The organism is Variovorax sp. PBS-H4 (assembly GCF_901827205.1).
GTDB lineage: Bacteria > Pseudomonadota > Gammaproteobacteria > Burkholderiales > Burkholderiaceae_C > Variovorax.
Genome location: NZ_LR594676.1, coordinates 44815 through 60536, shown reverse-complemented (window position 1 = coordinate 60536; position 15722 = coordinate 44815). Strand labels below are relative to the sequence as shown.

Below are 15722 nucleotides of genomic sequence, written 5' to 3'. Positions count from 1 at the left end.
GCAGGTCGGCGATGTCTGCCGGGTCCAGCGGTAGCGGTAGGGGAGAGTGACGCCGCTGTCGGGTGGTCGAGGTGCAGCGAGCATCGATCGTGTGCGCCCGGCTCGTGCCCGTCCGGTTCCACTCGCCATGCTAAATTCCCGCACAGACCCGACAACTCGGGCAATGGGGGATCTTTCGGCGGATTTGCTGATGTTGCGTCGTGTGCTGGGAAAGTCGTCCATCGTGCTAGGCATCGTGGCCGGGACTGTCGTCTTCGCAGCCGGGACGGCTGCCGCTGACGTCACCGTCACCTATTCCGTCGACGAGAACGGAGCACCTACCGCGGTTGTCAGCGCAGATCCCTACGATCCGGGGGCCGATGCCATCGCTGCCAACAGCGGCCAGTATTGGCTCACTGAGCCTTCCGAACCGCTGCCATTGCTCCTACTGCGATGCTTCGACGGCGCCTGGGTCCTCGGTCCGGGCCTTCCCGCCATCGAAGACGTCTCCTACGTGACCATCGACCCCAACACCTTCGATCCCAACTTCTCCCCGGCAGTCTTCCTGGATCAGACGCTGTGCAACCCCTTGATCGAAACCCCGGTCTCTTCACCGACGTCGGTGTCCTCGGCCCCGTCGATCACAATCCAGCCCACCGTCACCATCGGACCTTCCTCTGAGGTCGCAACCTCATCGGCCGGTTCGTCCCCGGCTGTGACCGACTCCGCCGCATCGACTGTCGTGTCGACCTCGACCTCGGCGTCCGGTTCTGAGAGCGTTGCGCCGACCACCGCGGCGTCGACCTCGGCAGCCGCCGCGCCGGCTGCGACCACCGCGGCAACCACGAGTGCTGCCCACGCGGGTCCTGCTCTGGCCGCCACCGGCACTGCTCCCGAAGGTGCCCTCTACACCGCGCTCGCGCTCCTGGCCGGCGGCGCAAGCCTTGCCTACCTCGGGACCAAGCAGCGTCGACGTCAGTCGCACTCCTGATCTGACAACGGCTCCAGCAACGGGCCCTCGCCACCGGCGCGGGGCCCTTTTGCATCGTCCCAGCCATGCGGATCAAGGGACTGCGGTTGAGGGTTTTACCGTCTTTGTCGATGACGTTGGGAGTCAAGGGTCTATCGATGGGCGGTGATGCGAAAGCTGGTGTCCGCCAGGCTGTTTCAGCCCAAACCTGACATAATCATTATTATCGGCGAGATGCGTTGGGATGCAACAGGTCTCGTCAATATGAACTGTCTGTCCAAATCAGCGGGCGTCGTAGGCCTCGAGGATGTTCTTGGCGATGCGGCCGCGGTCGGCGATCTCGTAGCCAGCCTCGACAGCCCAGGCCCGGATCTGTGCCAGTTCCTCTCGGCTGCGGCCTTCGCTGCGGGTGGCCGGCCTGCGGGTGCTCGGGCTGGTAGCGCGGATTCGGCGGCCGGCGGCGACATACCTGTCTAGGGCTTTGCGGAGCTTGGCGGCGTTGGATTCGGTGAGGTCGATCTCGAAGGCGGCGCCGTCCAGTGCGAACTGCACGGTCTCGGCCGCTTCGGACTTGCCGTCGAGGTCGTCGATCAACTGGACGCTGGTGTGAGTGGCCATGTGGTGAATTGTGCAGGCAGGCTACGCGGTAACTGCCTAGGAGGTGCCTACATCGTGAGCGTGTCGGGGCTCAACAGGCCGGGGGTTGGTGATGATCAGTCGATTCAACCGGGAAGCCCTATTTACGTCACATGACATATTAAGCGTTGGGCGGGTCGATTGGCAGATTGAGGGGCCAATTTGCCCCATACGTCAGCGAGTGATGGCCGGTCGTTGCTCTGGAGTCATGAACCGTGTCGACAGTCCGACGTGGTCGGCTTCGAGATGCCTGTTGAAGGGGTCTGCCCAGTCGCGAGTGTCAGGACGTTCCTCCTTGTGAACAGTGCCGGCGACTACGACTCGATCGCCGATTCGGATCACTGCGGCAGCGCGTCGTCCCGCGTCGCCGTACACGGCGACGTCGTAGCTCTCCTCCGGAAGATCGATCCACTCGCCTCCCCGTCGCCGGCGGTCCCGGACGCTCAACATGAAGTTTGCGACCGGATAGCCCTGACCTCCTGACCGTTGCACGGTTCGCAAGGTGGGTGCGGTCGTCACCTCACCCTCGGTCACCAGGTAGGTCACGGGTCCCCCAGTGATGAAGTCGGATGTGGAAGGATCTAGATAGGAAGTATCAATGTTTTTTTAACCACTGATTTAGCGATCCTATCCACATGCGCAAGTTGTGTCAACAAGGGTCTGTGAGCCAGTTCGAAGCAGGCGGAAGGGTGCCAGCTCCGGTACTGCTTCCACGTGACCGGAGCCACAAATCCTTCTCATTTGTCCCTAGCGCTAGAACTCGGCAACTTGAGACTGCTAAGCCCCCTGCCCCCCTGATCGTCAGTCAGTGGACGCGACAGAGGCCTTCGCGCACCGCTCCTGTCGGGGGTACGTGGTACTGTCTGACCAGACGGTTGATCTTGATGTGCAGACAGGAAGAAGCCTGCAAGTCCGAGGCGCGCACGCCAAAGAGGCGCGAGCCAAAGTGACTCAAGGCGACTCACGGATCTATATGTTGGGGACTGTCAACTCAATCGGCACTAGATGTAGACAGGACCGGTCGAGAGCGTTACAGTACGTAACTGCCGACGGGATAAGCTTCACCCCAACGCAAAAATCCCACCTGATCACCGGGTGGGACCCGGAGTACCGAAGTGGGATTTGAGCTGTCTGCTTTGGACGGCGCGACGGCTTACATCCTACCCAACCCTTGGCCACCCTGCTGGCTAAGGGGTCGGTGCTCTCAACTACGAGAGCCCCACTGGGGCTAGGAGGTGTACTCGATGACGCCTGTCACCGTGTGCCACGACATCCGTCAAAAATCCCGCCGGGACGAGCGCCGGCTCAGGGATCGCCCCACTACCGCGCCGTTGGCAGCCGACGCCGCCACCCCGCTGAACCAGCGAGGCCGGCGATGAACGGGGCGTCTGGTCTTCCCGCCCTCCGGAAGGTGCTCAGGGAGGCGCGGGAACGCATCCAGGTCAACCCCGACGAGCTGAAGGAAGCACGCCGGCGGCGGGACCTCATCAGGTACGTGCTTCGGCAGGAGTTCGGATCCGACAGCCGCACCTACACCAACGGGTCGGTGGCCCACAGAGACGCCCTGACACCGCTCACGGACGTCGACCTCGGCATCGTGGTCCCGAACCCGGATGGCGAGTTCGGGCTGTACGCCAACGGGCCGGGCAAGCTTCAGGATCGCGCCGCGAACGCCATCCGGGACAAGCTGAAGGAGGAGTTCCCGTCTCTGCGGGTCTACAACTCGGAGAAGCGCAAGCGCTCGGTCTTCGTCTCCTTCGGCGCCCCGGTCGATCCGGATGAGAAGGACTTCACTGCAGACGTCATCATCGCGCTGGACCACCCCTGGGCCGGGCTGTGGATCCCGAACCACGATTCCTGGGACCGCTCCGATCCGGAGACCCACACCCGGCTGGTGCGCGAAGCTCACAAGTCGAGCAACGACAACTTCGCGCGAACGATCCGCCTGCTTAAGCACTGGTCACGCAGGCATTCCAAGCCGCTGTGCAGCTGGAACATCAAGGCACTCGGGCTCGCCAGCCTGAGCGAGGACATGGACCAGCTCGACGGCATGATGGCCTGGTTCGACCACGCCATCAACGACCTGGCCTGGCGGGACACCCCCGACCCGGCCGGAGTTGCCGGCAGCATCAGCATCCCTGGCGACCGAACTGAACTCGTCCGAAAGCTGACGGCAGCCCGCGCGAAGCTCAAAGAGGCCATCGACTACGCCAACGACGGGTACGACGTCCTTGCGGTCCAGGCCCTGGCCACCTTCTTCAACGACCGCGACATGCTCCCCCCTCCCCCCGAGGAAGAGGCCACCAAGCAGCAGGTCAAGCGCCAGGCAGACCTGCGCGCCAAGACTGCGACCACTGCCAGCGCTGTGGTCGCGGCTCCCCTGGTGCGCGATCGCACCCCTGTCCGATCCTGGGCGCCGTGAGCGGTCGGAAAGCTCGAACGGAACGCCGCGCCGCCGGTCACAAGACCGGCGGCCGGCGGGCCAGCATCTCCTCGAGCCGAACCCAAACCCCTGAACTCTCCGCGCCGGGCAGCCGCACCTGCACCCGCCTGCCGATCCACTGGCTGCCGAGTACCCCGCCCCCGGTGCCGCCGGCCCTGCACTGGTACGGCAACTCCCCCACCTGGCAAACCCTCCTCGAAGACGCAGCACGACGCCAGTACGGAGACCGACTGCGCCGAATCGAACACCGCGGCATCCTCGAGTACCGGTTAGAGCTCGACGTCCGCGGCCCCAACGACTTGGTCGAGGTCTCGATCATCTTCCACGCGACCCCGAACTACTACTGCTACGACCTGCACCCTCAGGACTACCCCCAGGTCTGGGCTGAACCCGGAAAGCCGTCCAAACACCGGATGCCCGACGGCAGTCTCTGCCTCTACTTCCCCTACGACCCGGTCAACCGACGATGGACGGCCGACAAAGGCCTGCTCGACCTCATCAACATCACCATCGACCACCTCGCCTACGAAGACCACTGGCGCGCAACCGGAGGCGATGATGGCGGTCGCTGGCTCGGCGACGAAGCCCCCCACGGACTACCGGACGCCGCATGACCCACGAACCCCCAAACCCTGCCATCGAACCAGCCGGCACCGCCGTCGCCGACGGAATCACTTCCGCTGACATGTTCGTCGGCGGAGCAGCCATCCTTGCAGCCATCGTCGCGATCATCGGCTACGCCGTCCAACAGAACGCAGGTCGACGAAGCGAACGCGCCACCCTCTACGGAGACGCCATCGGCACAGTAGAGGCCTACCTCGAAGCCCCCTACCGCATCAGACGCAAGATTGACGACCCCAACACCTGGTTCGCGATCTCCAGCTCGATATCCGACACCAAAGCCTCGATCTCGCACTACCAAGCACTTCTCGACATGCACGCCCCGGCCTCAGTTGCGACCGCCTTCAAAAACTTCGCTGACACAGCGATACGCGAAGCCGGCCCTCAGATGACCGATGCATGGGGCGAACCGAGCGTGACCCGCCAAACTCAGATCCCGCTCGGTCAGGGCTATCCCAGAGCACTCTCCAACGGCGCTCGAGAAGCACTAGTAGAAGCGATGTCCGCCGATCTGAAGAAGTTGTGGTTCCGGCGGATACGCGCGCGATAAGTGCTGGAGCAACCGCAGTGTGCCTCTGGTGGACGGCCGGCGGCGAAGTCGCTCCGCCGCCGGACGCTCCGATCGACAGGTGGCCGTGCTCGATTGTCGTGAACCGATCCACGGAATCGTGATGAGGCGGAGCGAGTTGAAGTCACGAAGCGACCATCACTCCGCGCGCACATCAGTCCCCACCGCGAGGCAGCTGCGCCGCTCTCGCCGCTGACCCTCTGAACTGCACCGTTTCCGAAAATGGTATGTTTCCTGTCATGCGAAACACCTCTATCTCCGATACGCGCCTGATCAGGGCTGTTCTGGCGTCAGTGCGCGCGACGCTGGTGTGGTGTGACGTCGAGTGGGAGCCGAAGGCAGGTGAATCCGCTGATCAAGGGATCGACGGCTACCTCTCGATCCGTGTTCGTGACCGATCCGGCGCTACAGGGCGCGCAGCTCGGATCCCAGTGCAGGTGCGGTCCTCGTTGCATGGCCTGTCCTCGGTGTTGGAGCTATTCAGCCTGTCCGAGAAAGCCTCGATGCCAATGCTCTTCGTCGAGTATGCAACGGCGTCTCTTCGAGAGGCCGCGGACCGGTTGGGCATCTCGTTCGCAGACACCACTGGCTGGGTCTCCATCGTGCTGGCCGGCCCCACCAGCCTGCTGGTGAAAGCCCAAGGAGCGCTGCGGCCGCCCGTGAGCTCAAGCGGAAACCGGTCCATCAATCGGCTGGATGGACCCGGTGCCAGCGGCGTGGTGCGTGCACTGTGGGCAGTGAACCGGTTCCCGATGGGGGTACGAGAGCTGGCCAAAACGACGCAACAGTCGCCAGGCACGATCTCGAAGGTTCTCCCGGCGCTGGAGGCGTTCGGCGCGATCCAGCGAGACACTGCAGGGCAGATCGTCGGCGTTGACCGGCGGCTTTTACTGGATCGATGGCTGCAGGACTACAGCATCCTGAAGTCACACCGCAGGGTTCAATGGGGGCTGGCCCCACGTGGCCTGGGGAAAGTGTTCGACCGCGAGTGGGATCTGCCGGCGGGCTACGGGATACGCCGAACCGGGCCGCTATCGGCACGACGTCTGCTTCAGGGCGAGCTGCTGTCGGTGGTTCCGCTGACGCTGGCGTCTTACTACGTCGCCGATGTTGACACTGCGATGATGAATTTCAGGCTGGTACCTGTAGATCGGGCCGCAGCAAACGTCGTTCTGGTAGAGCCCCGTCACCTAGATGATCAAGATCTGTTGACGCCTTTCAAAGGTGGGATGGTGATGGATGTAGTACCTGTCCAGGTCCTGGCCGATCTTTACTCCTTGGGTGGTAGGTTCCCCGCCGAAGCAGACCAGTTGATGGATCAGTTGTATCCAGGAAGCGAGTTGACATGACCGAGGTTTCACCGGAGTACCGCGCAGCTCGGGCGACCCTGCTGGATGCACTGACGGCGCTATCCGATCACAGCGAGAGCTTGATTCTCGTTGGTGCGCAAGCGATCTACATGAATATCGGAGATGAGGGTGCTGGTATCCCCGGTTCGATCACGACGACTGACGGCGACTTGGCCATCAACGCCGAGGTGTTGACCGCGCAACCGGAGATGTCCCCCAGCCTGCTGGAGGCAGGTTTCACCGAAGGGGGCCAACCCGGCTCGTGGAAAAGCCCAAGTGGGATCATGGTGGATCTGATGGTGTGCCCGCACCAGAGCAACAACATCAAGCCCGGTGCGCGCGCGGCGAAGCTGCCACCGCATGGAAACAAAATCGCCCGAATAACCGGCGGACTGGAGCCGGCCTTGGTCGACCACCAGGTCAACCTTTTGTTATCGCTCACTCCCGGTGACGATCGTCAGGTCGAGCTGAAGGTGGCAGGTCCCGCTGCGTTGATCGTGGCGAAGTTGATCAAGCTGCACGAGCGGATCAGCGCACGTAAGCTTGAGCGAATCAAGGGCAAAGATGTCACCGACATCTACCGGTTGCTCTACACCGTGGACGTCGAGACGTTGCAAGCTGGCCTCGAGTCTCACCAACTCAATCCCGAGGCCAAGGCGACGTCGACACGGGCGGGGCAGTTCCTTCGAGCAGACACTCAGACGCCCAGCGCTACTTCGGTGCTGCGGCGGCTGATTGACGAAGAGACTGGCAGCAACCAGGTCACCCTCGGTTCCTGGGATGCCCTGGTCACGGAGTTGTTAGACATCTGGCCTCAGTAACCCTCAACTATCGACGAATTGAAACTCGACAGGTCTCGGCAGAACCGAAGATGCAGGTGGTTATGAATCGGCGATTCTCGTGACGGCGTTGTTGGTCCAGGCTTGCCCCGATCTGTTCGAGCAAGAGCTAAGATTCACTATCCGGCTGTCCTGGGAAGTCCGGGTTTGGATGGAGAACTGGTGCCTGAACTTGACGTTCAGTAGTAGGTTGCTGCGGGGGCTGCAGCCGCTGATCGAGTGACTGATGGTGCTGCTGGGAGGACAACAGGGGCAGGAGTTGGCTTAGATCGGCGTCAAACGCCATGCTCATTGCGATAGCCATGGTGAGTTGATTCCGGCTCTGCTCGGGCAATGCTTGGGCTAAGCGGAGCGCGTCGTCTCTGCCCTTGTCCCTCTCCAAGCGTTGATCTTCTAACGACTGCCGCTCCCTCTCAGCATCTTCAAGCTTGTTAAGGCGATGGTAAGCGGCTCCTCCTACAAATCCGGACAGGACCGACGCGACTGCAGTGAAAATTCCTACCGCGACCGCCCCAGCTAGCACAACTATCGCGCCTAAGAGGAAAATGACGCTGGTCACTATGATCATCCAAGTCCAGAGGCGCCGAGCGCGATCAATCTCACGATTCTGCTTCGAAATTCGATCTTGTTCGAGCCTCGCTCGCCCAAGTCGGTTTTCTGCGATCTGGCGACGAAGTGTCTCCACCTCTCCTTCAGGATTCGACTCAGTTTGCTGACGAACCGCCTCGTAATTCTTCTCGGCATCGTTAGTGACTTCTCTCGCAGCATCTTGTAGTTCTCTCCTTGACCCAGAAGACAACACGTAGGAGGCGAAGGCCGCTGCAACGCCAGCCCCGATGGTTCCCGCTGCTGCAGCCCAATCGATCCAGTTATTACTAGCCGAATCCGCTAGCATCTGTGTGATCCCCATAGCGAGATCCTAGAGGTATTATCTGCCTCGGACCAGAGCGGGGCAGATCGCCCACTGGATCACCAGCTCAGGTGGCGAGCCTGCAGAGGTCTGCGCAGTCGGTGGCGATGTGGTTTTCGAGGACTCTGCGGGACTAGCCTCCGTCGGCGGAACGGCGGTCGTACCAGTCCCGTTCCTGCGTGTCGGTGAGTTGAGCAGCACGATGATCGGGCCCCACGGCAATCGTCCAACGACCTGTTGGACGATTGCCGGGTCCGGCCACAGCGTGGCCAGCGCCCGCATGGAGAACGGGTTCGAGCGGCTCCATCCGCGCTGCTCACCCATCTCGCGTCGCAGGTCCGCGGCGAGCCGGTCGATGACCCGGGCACCCAGCCCTGTTCGTGTTGCCGGTCCAGGATGAGTTTGCCGATCCGCCAGCACAGGCCGATCAGTTGGGTGTTCGCCGCCCGGAGGGTCCGGTACCTGGTGGCATGGACATCGGCCTTGACCTGGGCCAGCAGCTCGATACGTCAGGCAGTCGGCGAGTTCGCGCCAAGGTGTTAATTAGTGCAGAGCTGTTCGCAGCTCCGTGTAGCCGGCGGGTCGATAGCCGTTCAGGGCGGCTGCCGGCATCGAAATACCGGATCGCCATCAGCCGCGGCGTGAGTGGAGGAGTGCAAGTTCGGCATCAGATGCCATCCGCATTGCTTAACCTGACATAAGATGAATTGTCGGCGAGAACTATTAACTCGAAACAGATCTCGACAAACTATGCTGGCCTCCACCCGTCGACGTTCAATCGCTTACCTGACCCGGGAACAAGCCGAGCCTCGAATGTGTAGGGGGCTTTATCCCAGCCGCGGGGTGTTCGAGATTTCCGATAACTCCGTCAGGTTCTCCGAAACGATCTGACCTTGCCCGACTCGGGCATTACGTGAGGTCGGTAGAGGGCCTCCTGTAATCCCGACGCAAACCAGCCGATCCAACGTTCCACGAACTCCGACAAGTCCGAGCGATCGAGCTCCCCTGGTCCCCAGCCAAGTTGGGTGGTTCCGATCGCGTTTTGAAATGCTATCGCACTCTCAGTAGGGGGCAGGGAAAATGGTTCGAATTCACTCTGCGCGGCGAAGAGTGCAGTGAAGCCGACCTCGTACCAACCGTAACTGCCCTTCTCGACGGGATCGCAAAACCAAAGCGAATGATTTCTCCCTCGCCAACCCTGCTTCCCGTGAGTCGCGGGAAGAGTTAGAGAAACAACCGCTTCTGCAACGACGTCAAAGGGGCCCGACCAGGGGTCGGCCGTAACAGGATTGCTTACGCCTAGCTTCACCATGTTCTTATTTGGAATAGAATATGCACTGGCCGTGAATGCCTGGGTTCCATGACCCGCACCTTTCTCCACGGCAACTGCTGGGCCCCATGTCTCTAAGGTGTTCAGTAATTCTTGAGGAATGGCGGAAAATCGTCGTTCAGCAGTCTTGAATGCCTCTGCGCGGTCCCGTTTCATCAGTTCTGCCTGTTGTGCGGCCGTGATTTCTGCACGACGCTCACGAAGTGCAGTACTGTTCCAGTCGGCCAGAGCCGACAACGCCGGGCTTGGGGGTGCCTCCTGGGCCCTCTGGAGCCGAGAGACCAGACTCGCCGGCGTCGGCCGAGTAGCTGCGTTCTTGTCCAGACATTCCTCGACTAGATCACGCAAACGGACCGACGCCTGCGCGAGCACTGGAGGGTGGTGGTTGCAGTGCTGGTCCCGGTAGCTTTCTTCGTCTGGTCCATGGAACGGTCTTGATCCAGCCAGTAGCTCGTAGGCAATGACACCGAAGGCGTAAACGTCTGTCTTGCTGGTTGCATGAATCATCTGCCACTGCTCAGGTGCCGCGTACTCCTTAGTCAGAGATCTTTTCCGCGTTGCTGGCGAGGTGGAAGAGCTTGCATAACGCGAAATTCCGAAATCGGCAATACACCAGTACCCGTTCAGGAGGAGAATATTCTCAGGCTTGAGGTCCCGGTGGACTACGCTCTCCTCGATTCCCACCAAAGCAGTAGCGATATCAAGAAGAATTCGTAGTGCCTCGTCAGTAGCGAGTATGCCTGACCGATCGATTAGGAGATCGCGAAGAGACATATTTGCTCTGGGCATGACGATCGCTAGCTTGCCCTCGTGCTCTCCTGAATCAATCACTGGCACGACGTTCGGCCACGATCTGGTGCTCTGAGCCTCCGAGCCAATCAAAATCTCACGATCCGCACCAGGAACCTTTTCAACCAGCTTCACGACAGCCCGGATGCTCCCATCTTCGAGGCTGGCTTCGTAGACGCTCGCGAAGCCGCCCCTATTGATGAGTTTACCCATCGTCCAGGTCCGGGCCAGGCGAATTTTCTTCGAGCTGTCATTCATGTCGTACCCCTTGTTCGGACTAATGCAAGCACCAGCGCTAGCAGTCTACTGCAGTGGCTGGAGAGACGAGGACCTACTGACGATCTTCAGTGAGTATCTGGACCGCGGACTGCACAGTCATCTGACCATCAAGGTGGCACCGCGGTAGCACTGTGGACGGCGCTGGAACGTCGCAAATCTATCGAAACGGCGGTCGGCATCCTCGTGGCCACCCATCGCTCGACCAACACCAGGCGCGAGACCTGTTGAGTCGGCAGACCCGAGCCGCCCACCACGGACAAGCCGAACAACTCCCACACGGGAGCCCCGGCACGAACGACGTACCAATATCGATCAGCGAGCCTACAAATCTCGAGGGGTGTTCTTGGAGATGCGACCCCGATCGGCGATCTCGTAGCCGCTCTCGACAGCAGGTGCGGATCGTCGCCGGGTGCCATTATTCGACCGTATCGGCGCTTTGATCGTCAGTGCCATTCTCCCGAAGTTCGACGGCATCTGGGATACTATTAGCCGATTTTAGGGTGAGGACCTCACCGAGCACGATGTAAGTTTGAAGAAAGACGAACCGAGCTTCCTGAGCATTCACGGAATCATGGGTGCCGGCCGAGCATCGGCTGTAGAGTTCACGTAGCGTTACGCGCAAACGGTCCCTGCGGGATTTGCTGGCATTAGCACTGTGCGTGAATGCTTGAAGGCGATTGAGGACCTGTGGCTTGCCTACCGCCAACGTGGCTCCGTCTCCAATATTGTATGCTTCCTCGCGGGCGGTGAAGAGAAAGTCGGCAGCGGAATCGATCAATCGGCGGCAAGTCGTCAACGCTTGACTGATCGACTCTTCGTCGCCGTCGCGTAGTCGAGCGGAAACGCTCTCAATCTTCGCGAGTGAAGAACCGCTTGACTCAGCTAGTGTGCCATCCACTAGGTTCTGGGTTTCTGAGAACAGGGACGCTTGCAGATTGCTAAATAGCAACTCGTGGTAAATATCTGCCACCATGTCGTAGATCACGGCAACAACTTGCGTCGAAATGGCACGGAAGGTTGCCAAGTTTGAGGAATGGCCATTAATTTTGTTGTCGTGCTCGCGGGAAGCGATCGCGCTGTAATCTCCTCCGAATTGGCGCCCGCCAGCCAGTGCCTGGATGGCAGAATCGGCTCCTGTCGCCAGTGACTCGACCCGCGACAGCGGCACTGTATAGTATTTTCCTGCCTCGGTTCCTTCTCGTCCAGCCAATTTTGCGAAGCGAGCCCAGCTCGTATTGGGAGGATAGCCTCCGCGTTCGAATCGAGTAAAGGTTGAAAGATCGTCATGCCCGACTAGGCGTGCTAGACGACTTGCCTTCAGTACGACAGCCACCGGCTCTAGCTGCTGCAGTTCGATCTCTGAAAGGAGTGCGCCTGCGAGGGCGAGTGCGTCTTCCTGTTTTCCCATGCCTACATCACATCATGCATGGGGTGAATGTACTGGTGTGGAGTGGTTGCTTCCCCGGTACCCGACCATCGACGACATCGCCAACTCAGTCTCCTCATTCCCGATCCCGGTGGCCCACCGCGGCGGGGGGCTCGGGGCGCCGTGGCTGCGGGGCCTGCACTGGCAGCGGCTTCCCTCAGTGCTGAGAGGTTAAGGCTGCGGCCAGTCGAGACGTAGCCAATACGACCGTTATCGCCACACTTCCGCCAGGTCGCTGAACCGCTCTGTGGTCGAGCGTGCTGGGTGTTGCAGAACTCAGTACCGAAATCAGTGTGGCGTGACAGGCCGCCGGCACGAGTTACGTGTCGTTCAACGCTGGTCTTGTGCACGACGTAGTTTTCAAGTTCCGGTCACTCTGATCCGAGACACGTTCACGATCGCGACGGTCGCCCAGGCCGGTCCGCGAGTCTGCCGTCACTCAAGGTCGTTCGGGTACATCAAGTTGAGCGGCGTAGGCGGCCCGGATGAGCTCAAGAACCCGGGCGGCTTGGCCGAGGTCGAGTTGGACGGTGTCTGCGTTGGAGAACCGGTACTGGGTTCGCTCGGTCATGTCCTGATCGGTTTTGCTGCCTTTGCGGAGGTGTGCCGGTGACGTCTGGGTCGAAAGGGCTGCACCTGTATGTGCCGATGGATCCACCGATCCCGTCCGCGGCCGCGGCGGAGTGGGCCCGCACAATCGCCGACACCTTGGTAAAGGACATGCCGCACCTGGTGACCGCGACGATGACCCGCGCCGTGCGGGCGGGGAAGGTGTTCCTGGACTGGTCGCAGAACAACGGCGGCAAGACCACCATCGCCCCCTACTCGCTCCGCGGCCGAGAACACCCCACTGTCGCCGCTCCTCGCGCCTGGGACGAGCTCGACGACCCGGACCTGCAGCACCTCACCTTCCGCCAGGTGCTGGACCGTGTCGCCGCGGGCCGCAACCCCGCGGTCACCCTGAACACTCCCCCAGCTCCTGCACCACCCGAACCGCCCCCGGCTCCTGACATCACAGTCGCGGCGACGTCGGTTCAATCCGCGGAGCTGCCGGCGACGAATGATGGGCAGCGGCTGGTCGAAGGTCTGGGCGGCCCGGTGACGGTGGCGTTAGCTAAAGCCCGGGACGACATCCCACCGGCCCGGGCTCTGCCTGGTGGGTGCGTGTATGAGCTGAAATGGGACGGCTACCGCGCCGCGATCGTCATCGATCACCGCGGCTCCCGGATCTGGTCCCGGCAGGGCACCGACCTGACCGACAAGTTCCCGGAGATCACCGCCCCCGCCGCCCAACTACCGGCAGGGACGGTCCTGGATGGGGAGCTGGTCATCTACAACGGTGCCCGCCTGGACTTCGACCTGCTGCAACGCCGCATGGCCACCAGCCCCGCCAAGATCGACGACCTGGTGCGCGCCTACCCGGCCTCGTTCATGGTGTTCGACCTCCTCGCGACCGACGGCCTGGATCTGCGGGCCAGGCCGTTCACCGAGCGACGCCACCAGCTCGAGCATTTGACCGACTGGGCCCCACCGCTGCAGCTGTCTCCCACCACCACCGACCGCGACGAAGCCGTGCGTTGGATGGAGCTGTATCGGCCGGCCGGGATCGAAGGCATCGTCAGCAAAGGCCAGACCAGCCCCTACCGGCCCGGTGTTCGGGACTGGATCAGACCAAGTCCCGCCACACCGAAGAAGTCATCGTCGGCGGCGTCCTCGGCCCGATCCACCAACCGGACGTCGTGATCGCCGGCCTGCACCGGGACGGGCAGCTGATCATGGTGGGCCGCACCGTGCCGTTGACCGCGGTGCAGTCCCGGAGCCTGGGCGAGGTGCTGCAACCTGCCGGCGCTGTTCATCCCTGGCCCGATCAGATCAGCTCCACCCGCTGGTCCAAGAACCGCAGCACACAACCCCTGACCAAAGTCGAACCCACCGTCGTGGTCGAAGTGGCCGCGGACACGGGCTTGCAGGCAGGGGTGTGGCGACACCCGTTGCGGTACATCAGGGTTCGGGCCGATCTGCGCGCCACTGACCTACCGCAGCTGCGCTAGGCCCGGCCGCGGTCGCGTCGTGCGTTCAGTGCCAGGCCCACCAAGATCCCGATGACGGCTCCGACGCCCAGGAACCACACCCGGTCGGTGGTCAACCACAGCACGACACCGGCGAGGAGCCCGAAACAGACCGCCCAACTCATTTCTTTGGTATTCATGGCGGGAATGGTACCAAGGGTCAATCCGACGATTGCCGGCACGAACGGGATCCATGCCTGACCGCCCGCAATTGGCGAATGGCGATAGTCAGTATCGCCTGAATCGTCCAGATTGCCCCGGTTTGGGGACCAGTCCTGCGCGGCGTAGCAGCGAACGCCACGTGCCAATATCAGTCGTGATGCCTCAACGTTCGGTGCCGGTCAGCGGGCGGCATCAAATCTTCCTCGACCTCGGCAACGCCGAGTTGATCAGGCGACGGGGTGAGACGGGTCGCAGCTCGAGGCAGGAATCAGATGCAAGCCGGTCAGCTCAGACCCGCGCCGGCGTCGCGGTATGGCTTGCGTCTGGCCCAGCTGCGGCGCGGAGGTGCCATCCACCAAGTGCGTTCAGATCGTGGATGGGTCGTGACCTGTTTGACGGCGTGGGGGCTGATTGGCCACCCTGGCAGGGTGGGCTTTTCTTTGTGGTGGTCCGGTGTTGCCCCGGCGGCGCAGCGATGGTTGCAAGACAACCGCGGCCAGCCGCTGCCCCTGCAGGTGGCGGCAGCGGCCCTGGCCGCTGGCGCGCCGGCCAGAGATCCCCGGTGGTGGAGTCATCGCACCCCCGAGGGTCCTGTCTTGGCCGAGTGGCTGTGGGAGGGCATCGAAGAGACCTCGAGAGATCAACGGGCCACGCTGCAGAGTTGAGCAATGGACCGGAACTTTGTGCCTACACCTAGTCTCCGAAGCCGCAGTGCCCTGGCATGAGGACTGTCGCCGGCTGGGCTGAGCTCGGTGTGCCGAGCTGACAGCGTGACCTCTGTGACCACTTGGAACTCGCCGTTTCTGCCTGCCGGTGTTCTCAACACACCGTTCCCCACCATCCTGATCGACATCTGGCAGCTGACGGCGCGAGTACACCTACCAAGGAAGGGCGGGTTCCGTCATATTCGCAACGACCGCCGGTGGTCCAAAGCGAGGCGGGTGCCCACGCTCTGCGCGATCGTCCAGGACGACAGTCTGTTCATCGGCTCCAGCGAGCAGCCGCTACCGGCCGACCGGCATGAATGGGCCACCGACAATCTCGTCGCCTGGTTCTTCGTCAACCGCGGCTGGGTTCTGCCGCTTGATCGACTCAGAGCCGACGATCAGTTCTTCCTCGACGCCACAGCCGCCCAGCAGATCCTGATCGTGACAGCGCCCCTGCGCCGCTACTGGGAAATCACCACCCAGGGCGTCGAAGTCACCTTCGATGCCCTGCGGGAGCGACGGAACTGGGCTGCACGGGCCATGTTCCATCCATGCTGAGGCACAGCTTGGGGATCGTCAGACAACGAGGGTCAGGGGTTCCCGAAGGCGGTAGACTTCTTGGCCGAGGCGCTGACCGAGCATGGT

Annotated in this window: 16 protein-coding genes; 9 read left to right on the top strand and 7 right to left on the bottom strand. The window is 61.9% G+C overall.

The window, feature by feature from the left end:
- The first annotated feature begins 163 nt into the window (after nucleotides 1–163).
- Complete coding sequence (locus E5CHR_RS30815) at nucleotides 164–970, top strand: hypothetical protein (RefSeq protein WP_162584037.1); 807 nt, start codon at nucleotides 164–166, stop codon at nucleotides 968–970.
- Nucleotides 971–1231: 261 nt separating this feature from the next.
- Here the strand turns inward: E5CHR_RS30815 and E5CHR_RS30810 are convergent, their stop codons facing one another.
- Together E5CHR_RS30810 and E5CHR_RS32205 are read right to left on the bottom strand one after the other, a co-directional pair.
- Entirely contained in the window at nucleotides 1232–1567 is a 336-nt protein-coding gene (locus tag E5CHR_RS30810; protein ID WP_162584036.1) for a histone-like nucleoid-structuring protein Lsr2, read from the bottom strand.
- A gap of 192 nt (nucleotides 1568–1759) precedes the next feature.
- Nucleotides 1760–2104, bottom strand: a complete 345-nt coding sequence (locus E5CHR_RS32205; protein ID WP_443083139.1) for a single-stranded DNA-binding protein — start codon at nucleotides 2102–2104, stop codon at nucleotides 1760–1762.
- An 856-nt stretch (nucleotides 2105–2960) separates the two neighbouring features.
- Between E5CHR_RS32205 and E5CHR_RS30800 the strand changes: the two genes are divergently transcribed.
- The 5 genes from E5CHR_RS30800 to E5CHR_RS30780 all read left to right on the top strand — a co-directional run bounded on the left by E5CHR_RS30800 (nucleotide 2961) and on the right by E5CHR_RS30780 (nucleotide 7387).
- A complete protein-coding gene (locus E5CHR_RS30800) occupies nucleotides 2961–4007 on the top strand; it encodes a nucleotidyltransferase (RefSeq protein ID WP_162584034.1) in 1047 nt (348 codons plus the stop codon).
- Nucleotides 4004–4642, top strand: a complete 639-nt coding sequence (locus E5CHR_RS30795; protein WP_162584033.1) for a hypothetical protein — start codon at nucleotides 4004–4006, stop codon at nucleotides 4640–4642. The genes E5CHR_RS30800 and E5CHR_RS30795 overlap by 4 nt, the downstream gene beginning before the upstream one ends.
- Complete coding sequence (locus E5CHR_RS30790) at nucleotides 4639–5199, top strand: hypothetical protein (RefSeq protein WP_162584032.1); 561 nt, start codon at nucleotides 4639–4641, stop codon at nucleotides 5197–5199. The genes E5CHR_RS30795 and E5CHR_RS30790 overlap by 4 nt, the downstream gene beginning before the upstream one ends.
- A 245-nt stretch (nucleotides 5200–5444) precedes the next feature.
- A complete protein-coding gene (locus E5CHR_RS30785) occupies nucleotides 5445–6566 on the top strand; it encodes a hypothetical protein (protein ID WP_162584031.1) in 1122 nt (373 codons plus the stop codon).
- Nucleotides 6563–7387 (top strand): hypothetical protein, encoded by an 825-nt coding sequence (locus E5CHR_RS30780; protein ID WP_162584030.1) that lies wholly within the window; start codon nucleotides 6563–6565, stop codon nucleotides 7385–7387. Before E5CHR_RS30785 ends, E5CHR_RS30780 begins: the two co-directional genes overlap by 4 nt.
- Nucleotides 7388–7514: 127 nt before the next feature.
- Here E5CHR_RS30780 and E5CHR_RS30775 read toward each other — a convergent pair whose 3' ends face one another.
- From E5CHR_RS30775 to E5CHR_RS30760, 4 genes are all read right to left on the bottom strand, one after another.
- Complete coding sequence (locus E5CHR_RS30775; RefSeq protein ID WP_162584029.1) at nucleotides 7515–8315, bottom strand: threonine/serine exporter family protein; 801 nt, start codon at nucleotides 8313–8315, stop codon at nucleotides 7515–7517.
- 18 nt (nucleotides 8316–8333) lie between these two features.
- Nucleotides 8334–8735, bottom strand: a complete 402-nt coding sequence (locus tag E5CHR_RS32200; RefSeq protein ID WP_443083135.1) for a DUF1016 N-terminal domain-containing protein — start codon at nucleotides 8733–8735, stop codon at nucleotides 8334–8336.
- 448 nt (nucleotides 8736–9183) lie between these two features.
- Nucleotides 9184–10692, bottom strand: coding sequence for a serine/threonine-protein kinase (locus tag E5CHR_RS30765; protein WP_162584028.1), 1509 nt, complete (start codon nucleotides 10690–10692; stop codon nucleotides 9184–9186).
- A gap of 436 nt (nucleotides 10693–11128) precedes the next feature.
- On the bottom strand, nucleotides 11129–12121 hold the full coding sequence (locus E5CHR_RS30760; RefSeq protein WP_162584027.1) for an AbiTii domain-containing protein: 993 nt from the start codon (nucleotides 12119–12121) through the stop codon (nucleotides 11129–11131).
- Nucleotides 12122–12742: 621 nt separating this feature from the next.
- Between E5CHR_RS30760 and ligD the strand changes: the two genes are divergently transcribed.
- Both ligD and E5CHR_RS31920 read left to right on the top strand, forming a co-directional pair.
- A complete protein-coding gene (gene ligD, locus E5CHR_RS31925) occupies nucleotides 12743–13882 on the top strand; it encodes a non-homologous end-joining DNA ligase LigD (RefSeq protein WP_443083134.1) in 1140 nt (379 codons plus the stop codon).
- The gene (locus E5CHR_RS31920) at nucleotides 13879–14190 is read left to right on the top strand and encodes a hypothetical protein (protein WP_232062344.1); all 312 of its coding nucleotides are present in this window, start codon (nucleotides 13879–13881) and stop codon (nucleotides 14188–14190) included. Before ligD ends, E5CHR_RS31920 begins: the two co-directional genes overlap by 4 nt.
- Here the strand turns inward: E5CHR_RS31920 and E5CHR_RS30750 are convergent.
- On the bottom strand, nucleotides 14187–14390 hold the full coding sequence (locus E5CHR_RS30750; RefSeq protein WP_162584026.1) for a hypothetical protein: 204 nt from the start codon (nucleotides 14388–14390) through the stop codon (nucleotides 14187–14189). The two genes, E5CHR_RS31920 and E5CHR_RS30750, sit on opposite strands and share 4 nt — an antisense overlap.
- Nucleotides 14391–15140: 750 nt before the next feature.
- Here E5CHR_RS30750 and E5CHR_RS30745 point away from each other — a divergent pair.
- Nucleotides 15141–15635: a hypothetical protein gene (locus E5CHR_RS30745; RefSeq protein ID WP_162584025.1), complete on the top strand. Its 495-nt coding sequence runs from the start codon at nucleotides 15141–15143 to the stop codon at nucleotides 15633–15635.
- The last annotated feature ends 87 nt before the right edge of the window (nucleotides 15636–15722 follow it).